Here is a 12,951-nt window from a genome sequence, read left to right as displayed (position 1 = left end):
ATTATTCTATGTGACCAAATATGTTCTAACATATTATTATAATTTATTAGTGGCTTGTAGCCGAAGCTAGTGATAAGCATTAAAGCATTGTTTTAGTTTTTATCACTAGTTCATATTTTTATGTTTCAAGAAGAGCCCTTCTCGAATATCGGCAAGCCAAAAGGAGATGAAATGAGTAAGGAATTTAAAAGTTATTCAATGGAACTCGCAGGTCGTACTCTCAGAGTTGATATCGGGAGAGTAGCTGCACAGGCAAATGGTGCTGCATTTATGCACTATGGTGATACAACAGTTTTATCTACAGCTACAGCATCAGATAAGCCAAGAGACGGTATTGATTTCTTCCCTCTTTCAGTAGAATATGAGGAGAAGATGTATGCGGTAGGTAAAATGCCGGGAGGATTTAATAAGAGAGAAGGAAAGGCAAGTGAGAATGCTATACTTACATCAAGAGTTATAGACAGACCGATGAGACCGCTTTTTCCTAAGGATTATAGAAATGATGTTACATTAAACAATCTTGTAATGTCTGTAGATCCTGATTGTTCACCTGAACTTACAGCTATGCTTGGTTCTGCAATTGCAACAGCGATATCAGATATTCCTTTTGATGGACCTTGTGCTACAACACAGATCGGTATGGTAGGTGGTTTTTTTGTGGTAAACCCTAATGAGGAGCAGATGGCTGTATCAGATCTTAAGCTTACAGTAGCATCTACAAGAGATAAGGTAATAATGATTGAAGCAGGTGCAAATGAAATACCTGATGAAAAGATGATTGAGGCTATTTATAAAGCTGACTCAGTAAATAAGGAGATTATTGCATTTATTGATAAGATTGTAGCGGAAGTTGGTAAGGAAAAGCATTCTTATACAGCATTTGTTATTCCTGAAGAGCTTACAGCAGCTATTAAGGAAATCGTACCTCCACAGGAGATGGAAGTAGCAGTTTTCACAGATGAAAAGCAGGTTAGAGAAGAAAATATAAAGGCAATCACACAAAGACTTGAAGCAGCATTTGCAGACAAAGAAGAGTGGATACCTCTACTTGGTGAGGCTATTTATCAGTATCAGAAGAAGACTGTAAGAAAGATGATTTTAAAGGATCAGAAGAGGCCTGACGGCAGAGCTATGAATCAGATTCGTACACTTGCAGCTGAGACAGATATTATACCAAGAGTACATGGTTCAGCTATGTTTACCAGAGGACAGACTCAGATCTGTAATATAGTTACACTTGCACCTTTAGCAGAGGCACAAAAGATTGATGGACTTAATCTTTTAGAAACTACAAAGAGATATATTCATCAGTATAATTTCCCTTCTTATTCAGTAGGTGAGACCAGACCTTCAAGAGGTCCCGGAAGAAGAGAAATAGGACATGGTGCATTGGCCGAGCGTGCACTTATACCTGTACTTCCTACTCCTGAGGATTTTCCATATGCTATAAGATCTGTATCTGAGACTTTTGAGTCAAACGGTTCTACTTCTATGGCATCTACATGTTCTTCATGTATGGCACTTATGGCAGCCGGAGTTCCAATAAAGAAGATGGTAGCAGGAATCTCATGTGGACTTGTAACAGGTGATTCTGATGATGACTATGTATTGCTTACAGATATTCAGGGGCTGGAAGATTTCTTTGGAGATATGGACTTTAAGGTAACAGGAACTGATGCAGGTATTACAGCTATTCAGATGGATATTAAGATTCATGGACTTACAAAAGATATTGTAAAAGGTGCTATTGCAAGATGTCATGAAGCAAGAAATTTCATCATGGACACTTGTATGAAGCCATGTATATCTGAACCTAGAAAAGAACTGAGTCCATATGCACCGAAGATTTCACAGATCCAAATCAGTCCTTCAAAGATTGGTGATGTGGTAGGTAAGCAGGGTAAGACGATCAATAAGATCATTGAAGATACCGGAGTAAAGATTGATATCAGTGAAGAAGGATTGGTATCAGTTGCAGGCACAGATCAGACAATGATTGATAAGGCTATTGATATAATAAGAGGTATAACAATAGAGATTGAAGCCGGAATGATTATGAGAGGTAGCGTTGTTCGTATGCTTGAGTTCGGTGCCTTTGTAGAATTAGCTCCAGGTAAGGATGGTATGGTTCATATTTCAAAGCTTTCAGATAAGAGAGTGGAAAAAGTTGAAGATGTTGTAAAAATAGGAGATGAGGTTACAGTAAAGGTATTGAAGGTTGATCCTGTAAAGGGAAGAATAGATCTGTCTATGAAGCCTTCAGATCTTGAATAATAATAATTTTTGGCAGAGAAAGGTGGGACTATGGAAGAGAATGTAAAAGAAGTATTATTTAATCTTGTATCAAGAAAACAGTTCCGACAATTAAAAGATGAGCTCTGCGAGATGAATGAGTTTGATATTGCTTCCTTCTTAGAGGAGCTTGATTCTGAAAAACAGATCATTATTTTCAGAATGCTCCCTAAGGAGCTTGCAAGTGATGTGTTTGCTTGTTTAGAAGTAGAGACTCAGGAACATATAATAAACAGTATTACAGATAAAGAGTTGGCATATATAATTGAAGAGTTGTATGTAGATGATGCTGTAGATATGCTTGAGGAGCTTCCGGCAACAATTGTAAAGAGAGTCTTACAAAATGCTGCTCCAAGTACAAGATTACAGATAAATGAATTCCTAAAATATCCTGAAAACTCAGCAGGATCTATAATGACTGCGGAGTATATAGGATTAAAAAAGAACATAACGGTGCAGGAGGCATTTGCCTATATAAGAAAGCATGGTTATGACAAGGAAACTATATATACCTGTTATGTTATGGATGCCAAGCGAATGCTTGAAGGTGTAGTGACAGTCAAGGATCTTTTGATGAATGACTATGATGTCAAAATAGAAGATATTATGGATACTAATGTCATTAAGGCTGTAACCACGGATGATAAGGAGGATATCGCTGATTTATTTAATAAATATGATTTGTTATCTCTACCTGTAGTTGACCATGAAAACAGACTTGTAGGTATTGTTACCATTGATGATGCTGTGGATGTCATGGAAGAAGAGGCAACAGAGGACTTTGAGAAGATGGCAGCTATGCTCCCATCTGAGAAGCCTTACTTAAAGACAAGTGTATTGGAGCTTGCAAAGAACAGAATCACATGGCTTTTAGTGCTTATGATTAGTTCAATGCTTACGGGTGGTATACTTACTAAGTATGAGGATGCATTTCAGGTAATGCCACTTCTGGTTTCATTTGTTCCTATGCTGACAGACACAGGTGGTAATGCAGGTTCACAGTCATCTACAATGATTATTCGTGGTATGACAATAGGCGAGATTGCCAGTTCAGATATACTTAAAGTTATATGGAAAGAGGCTAGAGTATCTGTTGTCGTAGGTTTGATACTGGGACTTGTGAACTTTATAAGATTGGTTATTCAGTATCCGGGACAGCCTGTTGTAGCTCTTACAGTTGTATTGGCGTTGTTTGCCACAGTATTTTTAGCTAAAGTTATTGGTGGAATGTTACCGATATTAGCAAAAAAACTTAAGTTGGATCCTGCTATTATGGCAGCACCGCTTATTACTACAATCGTTGATGCGGTCTCTTTGGTTATTTACTTCCAGATTGCTGTAGAACTATTACATATAAAATAAATTTAAATATTTTCGTTGGCTAAACTATAAAAAGTTTAGCCTTTTTTCATTCTTTATACACTTATTTATGTTAAACTATTTGTATAAAGATAAAAAGGAAGTTTACGTGATGAATATATATGGAAACTATGAAAAATATTTGGGAATTATACTGGAGATGTTTTCAAGAGATGTAAATATATTAAATGATGAATATAAAGAAAAAACCGGATATAAACTTTTTGAGCATTTTATTACAAGAATAAAGACAAATGAAAGTATGATAGAAAAATGTAAGAGAAAAGGTATAGAGCCCACTACATATAATGCATTAAAGGAAATCAAGGATGCTATAGGTGTAAGAATTGTATGTGGTTTTGTTGACGACATATACACTCTTGTAGGTATGTTTAAAAATATGAATAATATAAATGTAGTGGATGAAAAGGACTATATACTTAATGTAAAGCCTAATGGATATCGTTCCTACCATATGATACTTGAAATAGTAACAGAATATCCGGATTGTGAAGATAATGAGAATGGAAAGTATTACATTGAGATTCAACTAAGGACTATAGCTATGGATTCATGGGCATCTCTTGAGCATCAGATGAAATACAAGAAAAATATAGGCAATCATGAGAGGATTACAAAAGAGCTGAAAAGATGTGCTGATGAGTTGGCATCCTGTGACTTAAATATGCAAACTATAAAAAAATTAATAGAGGAGTCAGATAATGAAAATATTGTTAGCTGAAGATGAATTTGCTTTGTCAAGGGCATATGCTACGGCATTGAAAATACAAGGATATGAGGTTGTACAGGCATTTGATGGAGAACAGGCACTTGAACATGCAAGTACAGGAATATTTGATTTGATGATTTTTGATATAATGATGCCAAAGATGACAGGGCTGGAAGTTTTGAAAAACATAAGAGAATCAGGTAATACAACATATGTTATTATGCTCACTGCAATGAGTGAGGTAGATGATAAAATTGCGGGACTTGATTTGGGTGCGGATGAATACCTTACGAAACCAATTGAGCTAAAGGAATTGATTGCAAGGATAAGATCACTTGAGCGAAGAATAGATACAAAGTTTAATGAAAAGATACTTACATTTGGAAGTGTGAAGCTGAATGTAGCAGAACAGGAATTGTCGGCAAAGAATTCTATTATTTTGGCAGGTAAGGAAACCAAGCTTATGGAAGTACTTATGCTAAATAAAAATAAGAAATTGTCAACAGATTACATTTATAATCATGTATGGTCTAAGGATGAAGACTCTGATGCCGGGTATGTTTGGATATATATATCTTATTTAAAGAAAAAACTTAAGGCAATCAATGCAAACATTGATATTATGGGAGAAGAAAATAGTGATTTTGAATTAGTTGAGGTGTAATTTGTTTAGAAGGCTTCGTATACAATTCATTTTAGTTGCTACTGTGGCAGTTATTATAATGCTTATTTCAGTAATAGGCGTTTTAAATGCTTCAAAGTATGCAGTAAGTGAAAAGAGAATAAATAAAATATTAGATTTATTATCTGATAACAACGGAGTTCTTCCCAAAGAAGAAACTATCGAAAAGATTCTTGGCAAAAAGACTAATTCAGATAATATCTATCAATACAGATATTTTAGTGTACAGGTAGACAGTAGCGATAAAGTAATAACTATGAATACTGAACATATTGCAAATCTATCAGATACAGATGTTGTATTTTATGTAAAGAAAATACTATCGGGAGGTAAAACCTATGGGAACTTTACAACTACTGATGGACAAAAGCTTGCGTATAAGCTTAATTTTGATGAGGTTGATGAGAGTAAGCTTATAGTTGTACTGGATATTACCAGATATTCTGAGGATAGGGATGATTTGATTGAGACATCGGTATTTATTTTCTTTTCAAATTTAATTTTTTTCATAGTAATATTTATTATTTTTTCAGGTAAGGTAATGATGCCATTTATGGAAAACTATAGGAATCAGAGAGCTTTTATTACTAATGCAAGTCATGAGCTAAAGACTCCTATTGCTATAATTTCTGCTAATAACGAGTTGGCAGAGATGCTTACCGGAGAAAATGAATGGACGCAAAGTACAAAGGAACAGATACAGCGTTTGACTGAACTTATAAATAGGTTGGTCGTACTTGCAAGATTTGAGGAACAGACGAGTGTAGCGGCTGTAAATATCAATTTTTCAGATATAGTGGAAAAATCCTCAAAGTCCTTTAAATCATTGGCAATAAAGGGCGGTAAAAATTTTGAATCAGATGTCCAAAAGGATATATATATATCCGGAGATCAGAGTGCTATATATGAGCTGGTCAATATTCTAATCGATAATGCAAATAAATATTGTGATGAAGGTGGGATTATTGGTGTAAGAATGCTACAACAGGGGTTAACATTCAAAAAAGCCAAGCTTGTGGTGTATAATACATATAAAGAGGGTAGGAATACAGATTATTCAAAGTTTTTTGAAAGATTTTATAGAGAAGATAAATCACATAACAGCAGTATTTCGGGCTATGGAGTGGGACTTTCTATTGCGAGAAATATTATAAACAGACATAAGGGTAAGATTCATGTATCATATAAGAATAATATTATATATTTTAATATATATTTTAATATGGTAGCTAATGCAAATAATGACGGTAATCGTACAACTGATAAAGAAAGTAAATAATTAAAGAAGATAATACAAACTGGATATACTATTTTTAGACAGCATAACTTTAAAATATTTATAAAAAGTATTATCTAATGAATAATATTTTGGATTTTAGTAAAAGAGTATTCGATGAATACTATATTTTTTTAATATTTAATGCTAACTTTAGTATATAAAATTTATTATATGTTTAAAGGAGGTTTGTATGAAGAAATTATTTTTTGCACCATTACTTCTAGGTTTGACTGCTCTTGGTAGCACCTGTGTATATGCCGGCGGTTGGCAAAGGGATAGTGTAGGCTGGTGGTATAGCTTAGACAATGGCGGGTACTATAGAAATGCCTGGTTTTATGATTATGATCCTGATTGTTATGATTCAAAATGGTATTATTTTAATGACGACGGCTATATGGTGTCAAACCAATGGGTAGGTGATTATTACTTAGGAAGTGACGGTGCTATGTATACAAGCAGGACAACTCCCGACGGTTACTATGTAAGCTATACCGGTGCTTGGATGAGAAATACCAATAATCTTGTGGGCTTAACAGGCAAGTTCCGTTTTTATTTTAATTCCGGATCTGTAAATATTCTTGAGTGGGATGGTGATGTCTTACATATTGGTGGATATATATATAGGGCAGCAACTAATGAAAATCTTGGATATACTGAAGACTGGGTAGGAATAGAGGATGGTAGTTCTCTATATTTGCGTACAGGAGATGGTGATACAAAGGTCTCTAAGGATGTTTTTAAGAGTGCTGTTGAAATGAGATTGCAGAGACTGGACCAAGGTGAGAGTATTATATTGGAAGTTCACAATGGTAAGATAATAAATGCATGCTTGTGTACTAATGCAAGCTAGTTTAAGTAGAGCTGTTGTTAAAATTAATAAATTAACAGTAGCTCTGTTTTGTTTATAAATTACCTCCTGTCTGGTAGAATGTATAAATTATTATTATACCATAAGTGGGACATTTTTATTTGTGGTATACTAGGACTTTATCATTTATGGCTTATAATAACTTGAAGTGTTTGATTTTATAATTGATTTAAATAAATTTATATAATATAATAAATCGCCATGAATTAATTTAAATAGGAGGTTTTATGAATGCATTTTTATTGGTTGCAATAAAGCTTTTAATAGGCTTTTTTGCATTGGTAATAATAATAAACATATCAGGTAAGGGTAACTTGGCACCTTCATCAGCAAGTGACCAGATTGTAAATTATGTGCTTGGTGGCATTATCGGTGGTGTTATATATAACAGCAGTGTACGTATACTTGATTTTATTGCAATATTATGTATATGGTGCATTCTGGTGCTGGGCTTAAAATGGATAAAGACACATAATGTAAAGGCTAAACAGTTAATAGACGGTAAGGCCTTAACAATAATAGATGGCGGAAAAATAATTGTTGAAAATTGTAAAAAGGCAGGCTTATCCGCTCATGATGTTTCTTTTAAATTGCGTACAAACAGAATTTATTCAACAAAGGATGTAAAGAGGGCCGTACTTGAGCAAAACGGACAATTGATTTTAATTCAGTCAGGTGAGGAAAACCCTAAGTTCCCTGTTATTACAGACGGTCAGGTACAATCTGATATACTCGAGGTAATAGGTAAGGACGAGGATTGGCTTCTTGAAGAGCTGAAAAAGCAAGGTATAGAAAAATACAGTGATGTATTTTTAGGAGAATATGTTAATAATTCTCTAATACTTACAATTGACAAATAAAAGGTTTACGGAGAGCATATGAAGTCTTATATAGATTCCACCAAATTAAAATATTTTGCAATTGTATTGATGTTTTTAGATCATATACATCAGATGTTTTTTGAATTGGGAGCTCCGGGATGGCTTTCAATTTTCGGTCGCCCTGTTTTTCCCATTCTGTTATTTTTATTTGCCGACAGTTTTCATTATACTCATAGCAGAAAAAAGTTAATAATCAGACTGCTGTTTATGACATGGATTATGAATATAGGAAAACTTATTGTTGGGAATATGTTTGAAAACGGACAGGTGGTGCTATCTAATAATGCATTCGCTACGTTTTTAGTTGTGGCAATTCTTGATAGCGGATGGGATAATATAGTAGCTTCCATTAAAGAAAAATCAATTAAAACATTTTTCATTGGACTTGGAATTATAATTTTACCTGTTATATTATCAACACCTATGTTGTTTTTAGGTATGATGTTTGGTGATGGTAAAATATCACCTGAACTTACGAGAGTATTTGCATTTATAATGTTAATGATTCCAAATTTATTTACCGCAGAAGGCGGAATTTCTACGGTTATGCTTGGTTTTATTTTTTATATTTTCAGAACAAAGAGAAAAATACAATTTTTAGTATTAATACTTATAAGTGTTCTTTCGTTTTATACCAATCCTTCAAGTATACAGTGGATGATGGTATTTGCAATTATTCCGCTATATTTTTATAATGGAGAGAAGGGAAGAGGAGATAAAAATTTCTTCTATATATTCTATCCTGTACATATTTATATATTATATATATTAGCAAGCTTACTTCATTAGGGTACTATCTATGAGTTATTTAAGTTCAATAAAAGTTGCATTTATAATTTTTCCGTTTATTGCTTTTTTATCACGTTGCCGTACATGATTTTTAATTACAGAAAATATGGCTCTGTTAACAGATTGAGAACTTTTATTTTGTATTCATTTGTTTTATATCTGTTAAGTGTATATTTCTTAGTAATTTTACCTTTGCCGAATCCGAAACATATTCATTCGGGATATAAGGAAATGATAAATATTGTACCTTTTACTTTCGTAAGAGACTTTATCAGAAAAAATCCTTTTGTTTTATACAATCCCAAAACATGGATCAAATCATTGAAACGCCCTACTTTCTATGTTCCGGTATTTAATATCGCCATGTTGATTCCTTTTGGAATATATTTACGCTATTATTTTAAATGTAATTTTAAAAAGACAATATTGTTTACACTATTTTTGAGTTTATTTTTTGAAATGACTCAATTATCCGGACTATACTTTATATATCCAGGTCCTTACAGATTAGCCGATATTGATGATATTATTCAAAACACTATAGGAGGAGGACTTGGATATTTTATCGGATGGTTTGCTGTGCGTTTGCTGCCATCAAGAGAGGAAATAGATGAAAAAGCAATGCAGGACGGTTTGAGAGTTTCACAAATTCGTGTTTGCCTGTCATTAATGATTGATATGCTGATAATGTATATTCCGTATATTTTGTTAAAAACAAAAATACCGTTTTTTGTTTTTACAGCCCTATACTTCAGTTTAATACCTTTATTTAACGGAAAAACAATTGGAAGTGCACTTTTAAAGTTTGGAATAGTATTTGAAAATTTAAAGTGGTTTAGAACTGTTTTAAGAGGTCTGTTTTTAACAGTTTATTTTTTACTGATACCTTCAGGATTATTGTATTTAACAAACGAGTTTAATAAAAGCGCTGAATCACTGTTATTTTTAATTATGTTTGCAATAACATTTTTAATTTATATATTATTCGGATTAATTACAATTTTGACAGTAGTATTTAACAAGTGTCTACTGTTTGATGTTTTATCAGGTACTGTTTATAAAAGTACAGTCAGAAGATAAAGGTAATGATATAAAAATAATAAAAATTGAAAAATCGCTTGACAAATATTTTCTTATTTGGTATCCTAGCCAAGGTAAAACGACCGTAGACAGTAGGTGCCTTTGGCTTAAAGCAATGCCTACCGAGGAAGTGACTAAGTACGTTGATGTATTCTCACTCTCTGTCTGCATGTCAGGGAGTTTTTTAAATAGATTACACTTATTGCTTTTACGGGTTTTACTGAAACTATAAAGGAGGTTAAAAATGGCAAAAATCGAATTAAAACAGCCTATAGTTAAGGAAATTGCTGAGCTTTTAGACGGTGCACAAGCAGCTGTAGTCGTTGACTACCGTGGTCTTACTGCTGACCAGGATACAAAGCTTCGTAAAGAACTTAGAGAAGCAGGTGTAACTTATAAGGTTTATAAGAACACAATGATTCGTTTAGCTGCTCAGGGTACTCCATTTGAGACATTAGATAGCTCACTTGAGGGACCTACAGCACTTGCAGTTTCAAAGGAAGATGCAACTGTTCCGGCTAGAATACTTTACAATTTCTCTAAGACTGCTCCAAAGCTTGAATTAAAGGCAGGAGTAGTAGACGGTGTAACATATGACCAGGATGGTATAAAAGTTATAGCTACAATACCATCAAGAGACGAGTTGATCGGAAGACTTCTTGGAAGTATCCAGTCACCTATTACAAACTTCGCTCGTGTGCTTAATCAGATCGCTGAAAGCAAAGAAGCGTAAATAAACAAATAATGGAGGATTATTAAATGGCAAAGTTAACAACTGCAGAGTTTATCGATGCAATAAAGGAATTATCAGTTCTTGAATTAAATGAGCTTGTAAAGGCTTGTGAGGAAGAGTTTGGCGTATCAGCAGCAGCTGGCGTTGTAGTAGCAGCAGCAGGTGCAGGTGCAGCAGCAGCTGAAGAGAAGACAGAGTTCGATGTAGAACTTACAGCAGCAGGTGATCAGAAAGTTAAGGTTATCAAAGTTGTTCGTGAGGTTACAGGACTTGGACTTAAGGAAGCAAAGGATCTTGTTGATGGAGCTCCTAAGGTTCTTAAGGCAGAAGTTTCTAAGGATGAGGCTGAGGCTATCAAGAAGCAGCTTGAAGAAGTTGGAGCACAGGTTGCTCTTAAGTAATCTAAATGAAATTTTGGGGGATGTGAAAAAACTCTATTGAGTTTTTTCGCATCTCCCTTTTTGCAATTATTGTGTATAAATGACTGAAATCATACGCAAAAAAAGCGCACTCCCCCTACCCCATAGAAATTCTTTTTTGAATCTATGCGGAAGTTCTGTTTCTTGTCTTTTTTTTCTGATATTTATATAAATTATGGCCTATCGCCACGAGTAAAACTTCCAGTTTGACTGAATGAATACCTCTTCTGACAATTCTCTTGTACCAACGGTCGCTTTTCATAATTCCGAAAGTACCTTCTGCTTGTATCGAACGGTTCATTCGTAATAACGCACCGTGGATACTTTCCAGGTTTTCGATTACTTCCCGGTGCATGGAAGTTAGTTCCTGATTGATCCTAACGGTTCGATTCTTATCTGTCTTCTTACATTTCTTTGCATATGGACATCCGCTACAGTCTTCACATTCATACAGTTCTTCCTTGCGTCCGTACTGATTTCCCCTCACATCTTTTCTGCATAAAAAATGGAATGCTTTATCGTTAGGACATCTCATGACTCCTTGCTCATCGATTCTGAAGTTAACTGCACGAAATGGATCTTCATGATATTTCCGATCCTTAGTTTCCTTTTTAAACATTGGAAATTTCATATACTTTTCAATTCCGTTCTGTTCACAGAAAATATAATTGTTGTATGAGCCATATCCGGCATCTGCCACAGGATATTTGGGATAGAATCCATAAGTTTGTTTGAAGTGCTCCATCAAAGGAACGAAACAATCCATATCCGAACGATAATGGTTCACGTCAACAACTGCAATATATTCATCTGCTACACCAATCTGTACATTATATGCCGGCAGAAGCTGATCATTGCCCATGTAATCTGTTTTGATACGCATAAAGGTAGCTGATGTATCTGTTTTAGAGTAACTGTTTCGGTCAGTACCACTGATTTCAATTTTTTGTATGTATTCTTGAAGTTTATGACAGAACGTAGTCAAGTGTTCATAATGACGCTGTTCTTTGGATTTTCGCTTTCCGCTTCCGTAAACAAATGTACTTGTATCCAGCTCCCATAAAAGTACTAGCTGCTCAACAATTTCATTCAGATAATCCGGTACATACTCTGTGTTTGTTGTGATCTGCACCCCACTCCATGCGATTTCTGCATTAATTTCATCAATTTCCGCAGTGATTTTTTCGTAAAGCTTGTAACGGAACTTTTCCGTAGCCTTCTTCCATACCCAGGTATACTTGTTTGCGTTTGCTTCAAACTTGGAGCCGTCGATGTAGAGATGTTGCAGATCTACATGCTCCTCGTTAAAGATAGCATGATTGATATCGTTAAAAATGTTTTCAATCTTATCTTTAAGTATTTTATTGATGAAATATCCAAAGGTTCTGTATGATGGAGTCCGGTTATCCATGAGATACATGAACCTGATATTAACTTTGCAGTTGTCTTCCAGTTTTCTCAGAGAGCAGTAACCGCTAGTCATAAATCCGAAAAGTACTGTTTTTAACATGTTGACCGGATTATATCTGCGTCGTCCGGTTATGTACTCCGGAATATCCGTCAGATACTTGTTTAAATCGATTCCTCCTATCAATCTGTCAAATGTTAAAACAGGATCCAGCAGATCCAAACAATCTGAAAAAAACAGTGGTAAATATCCTTGTTTTGAATTACAATAAGTGTTGGGTAAATTTTTCATTGCAAGTTAATTTTACCACAAAAATAGGACCTTTCGCATGAGCGGATGGTCCTATTTCTTTTAGGGACTTATTTCACAGCCCCTTTTTTAATACCTTTTTATATATAAAATTTCCAACAAAATCGTTTATATGATATAAT

General features: G+C 34.4%; 12 protein-coding genes and 1 other annotated feature. Of the genes, 11 read left to right on the top strand and 1 reads right to left on the bottom strand.

The window, feature by feature from the left end:
- Nucleotides 1–171: 171 nt before the first annotated feature.
- The 11 genes from D4A81_RS06535 to rplL all read left to right on the top strand — a co-directional run bounded on the left by D4A81_RS06535 (nucleotide 172) and on the right by rplL (nucleotide 11,094).
- The gene (locus D4A81_RS06535; protein WP_111524172.1) at nucleotides 172–2,274 is read left to right on the top strand and encodes a polyribonucleotide nucleotidyltransferase; all 2,103 of its coding nucleotides are present in this window, start codon (nucleotides 172–174) and stop codon (nucleotides 2,272–2,274) included.
- 30 nt (nucleotides 2,275–2,304) lie between these two features.
- Complete coding sequence (gene mgtE, locus D4A81_RS06530; protein WP_111524171.1) at nucleotides 2,305–3,654, top strand: magnesium transporter; 1,350 nt, start codon at nucleotides 2,305–2,307, stop codon at nucleotides 3,652–3,654.
- 109 nt (nucleotides 3,655–3,763) lie between these two features.
- Nucleotides 3,764–4,393: a GTP pyrophosphokinase gene (locus D4A81_RS06525; RefSeq protein WP_111524170.1), complete on the top strand. Its 630-nt coding sequence runs from the start codon at nucleotides 3,764–3,766 to the stop codon at nucleotides 4,391–4,393.
- Nucleotides 4,374–5,045, top strand: coding sequence for a response regulator transcription factor (locus tag D4A81_RS06520; protein ID WP_111524169.1), 672 nt, complete (start codon nucleotides 4,374–4,376; stop codon nucleotides 5,043–5,045). Before D4A81_RS06525 ends, D4A81_RS06520 begins: the two co-directional genes overlap by 20 nt.
- 1 nt (nucleotide 5,046) lies before the next feature.
- Complete coding sequence (locus D4A81_RS06515) at nucleotides 5,047–6,342, top strand: sensor histidine kinase (RefSeq protein ID WP_111524168.1); 1,296 nt, start codon at nucleotides 5,047–5,049, stop codon at nucleotides 6,340–6,342.
- Between the two features lie 190 nt (nucleotides 6,343–6,532).
- Complete coding sequence (locus D4A81_RS06510; RefSeq protein ID WP_111524167.1) at nucleotides 6,533–7,192, top strand: hypothetical protein; 660 nt, start codon at nucleotides 6,533–6,535, stop codon at nucleotides 7,190–7,192.
- A gap of 245 nt (nucleotides 7,193–7,437) precedes the next feature.
- Nucleotides 7,438–8,070, top strand: coding sequence for a DUF421 domain-containing protein (locus tag D4A81_RS06505; protein ID WP_111524166.1), 633 nt, complete (start codon nucleotides 7,438–7,440; stop codon nucleotides 8,068–8,070).
- A gap of 18 nt (nucleotides 8,071–8,088) precedes the next feature.
- Nucleotides 8,089–8,880: a TraX family protein gene (locus D4A81_RS06500; RefSeq protein WP_111524165.1), complete on the top strand. Its 792-nt coding sequence runs from the start codon at nucleotides 8,089–8,091 to the stop codon at nucleotides 8,878–8,880.
- Between the two features lie 84 nt (nucleotides 8,881–8,964).
- Nucleotides 8,965–9,960 (top strand): VanZ family protein, encoded by a 996-nt coding sequence (locus D4A81_RS06495; protein WP_242977574.1) that lies wholly within the window; start codon nucleotides 8,965–8,967, stop codon nucleotides 9,958–9,960.
- 65 nt (nucleotides 9,961–10,025) lie between these two features.
- Nucleotides 10,026–10,156, top strand: a sequence feature (ribosomal protein L10 leader region).
- 48 nt (nucleotides 10,157–10,204) lie between these two features.
- Nucleotides 10,205–10,693 carry a 50S ribosomal protein L10 gene (gene rplJ / locus D4A81_RS06490; RefSeq protein ID WP_111524164.1) on the top strand — a complete coding sequence of 163 codons (489 nt, stop codon included), beginning with the start codon at nucleotides 10,205–10,207 and terminating at the stop codon, nucleotides 10,691–10,693.
- 26 nt (nucleotides 10,694–10,719) lie between these two features.
- Nucleotides 10,720–11,094 carry a 50S ribosomal protein L7/L12 gene (rplL, locus tag D4A81_RS06485; RefSeq protein WP_111524163.1) on the top strand — a complete coding sequence of 125 codons (375 nt, stop codon included), beginning with the start codon at nucleotides 10,720–10,722 and terminating at the stop codon, nucleotides 11,092–11,094.
- 142 nt (nucleotides 11,095–11,236) lie between these two features.
- Here the strand turns inward: rplL and D4A81_RS06480 are convergent, their stop codons facing one another.
- Nucleotides 11,237–12,811 (bottom strand): IS1182 family transposase, encoded by a 1,575-nt coding sequence (locus D4A81_RS06480; RefSeq protein ID WP_111526134.1) that lies wholly within the window; start codon nucleotides 12,809–12,811, stop codon nucleotides 11,237–11,239.
- Nucleotides 12,812–12,951: the final 140 nt, after the last annotated feature.

Source organism: Lachnoanaerobaculum umeaense, from assembly GCF_003589745.1.
GTDB lineage: Bacteria > Bacillota > Clostridia > Lachnospirales > Lachnospiraceae > Lachnoanaerobaculum > Lachnoanaerobaculum umeaense.
The sequence above is the reverse complement of the archived record's forward strand: the minus strand, read 5'-3'. Positions and strand labels throughout refer to the sequence as shown.

Coding starts and splice junctions, on each gene's coding strand:
- D4A81_RS06535 (WP_111524172.1), top strand. CDS start 172: ATGAGTAAGGAATTTAAAAGTTATTCAATGGAACTCGCAGGTCGTACT.
- mgtE (WP_111524171.1), top strand. CDS start 2,305: ATGGAAGAGAATGTAAAAGAAGTATTATTTAATCTTGTATCAAGAAAA.
- D4A81_RS06525 (WP_111524170.1), top strand. CDS start 3,764: ATGAATATATATGGAAACTATGAAAAATATTTGGGAATTATACTGGAG.
- D4A81_RS06520 (WP_111524169.1), top strand. CDS start 4,374: ATGAAAATATTGTTAGCTGAAGATGAATTTGCTTTGTCAAGGGCATAT.
- D4A81_RS06510 (WP_111524167.1), top strand. CDS start 6,533: ATGAAGAAATTATTTTTTGCACCATTACTTCTAGGTTTGACTGCTCTT.
- D4A81_RS06505 (WP_111524166.1), top strand. CDS start 7,438: ATGAATGCATTTTTATTGGTTGCAATAAAGCTTTTAATAGGCTTTTTT.
- D4A81_RS06500 (WP_111524165.1), top strand. CDS start 8,089: ATGAAGTCTTATATAGATTCCACCAAATTAAAATATTTTGCAATTGTA.
- D4A81_RS06495 (WP_242977574.1), top strand. CDS start 8,965: ATGATTTTTAATTACAGAAAATATGGCTCTGTTAACAGATTGAGAACT.
- rplJ (WP_111524164.1), top strand. CDS start 10,205: ATGGCAAAAATCGAATTAAAACAGCCTATAGTTAAGGAAATTGCTGAG.
- rplL (WP_111524163.1), top strand. CDS start 10,720: ATGGCAAAGTTAACAACTGCAGAGTTTATCGATGCAATAAAGGAATTA.
- D4A81_RS06480 (WP_111526134.1), bottom strand. CDS start 12,811: ATGAAAAATTTACCCAACACTTATTGTAATTCAAAACAAGGATATTTA.